The sequence below is a fragment of the Brevibacillus sp. MER 51 genome, assembly GCF_023714195.1.
Classification (GTDB): domain Bacteria; phylum Bacillota; class Bacilli; order Brevibacillales; family Brevibacillaceae; genus Brevibacillus.
Genome location: NZ_JAMAUS010000054.1, coordinates 1 through 464 on the forward strand (window position 1 = coordinate 1; position 464 = coordinate 464).

The 464-nt window shown below is 43.3% G+C and carries 1 protein-coding gene; it reads right to left on the reverse strand.

Annotated features, from left to right (window positions below; genetic code table 11):
• Positions 1–133: 133 nt before the first annotated feature.
• On the reverse strand, positions 134–464 hold a 331-nt coding region (locus M3630_RS30585; protein ID WP_251254669.1), incomplete at its 5' end, for an SPFH domain-containing protein.

The following is a 464-nucleotide window of genomic DNA, read 5'->3' on the forward strand; positions in this document are numbered from 1 at the left end:
CGTTTTATGAAGATGGTCCAACGACGGGAAATTGGGTGTATTATTTGGTGTTATTCCTTTCTGCAGCAGGGTTTGTATATTATCTGTTCAGGCTATGGCGAAAGCCTTTAAACCAATAATATCAAGCAAAACACTACTTCTCATTCGGATTCAGAATAACCGGTGTGTTGCCTCTGCCCATGATAATGATTTTTGCATTTTGCGATTTAGCAATTTCCAACTGCGCCTTGATGCTTTCGTATTGCAACTGACGCTCGGTTAAACTTTCACTGATGATGCGTTGGTAATCGGCAATGCCTTGGGCTTCCACACGCTTGCGTTCTGCTTCCTGCCGTTCTTTTTGCAGCACAAACTGCATTTTTTGAGCTTCCTGCTCTGCATTAATTTTTTGTTCTATCGTAGCTCTCACGCTGGCAGGCAGCGTTATGTTGCGCACAAGCAAATTTTCCAGCAACAAACCACGT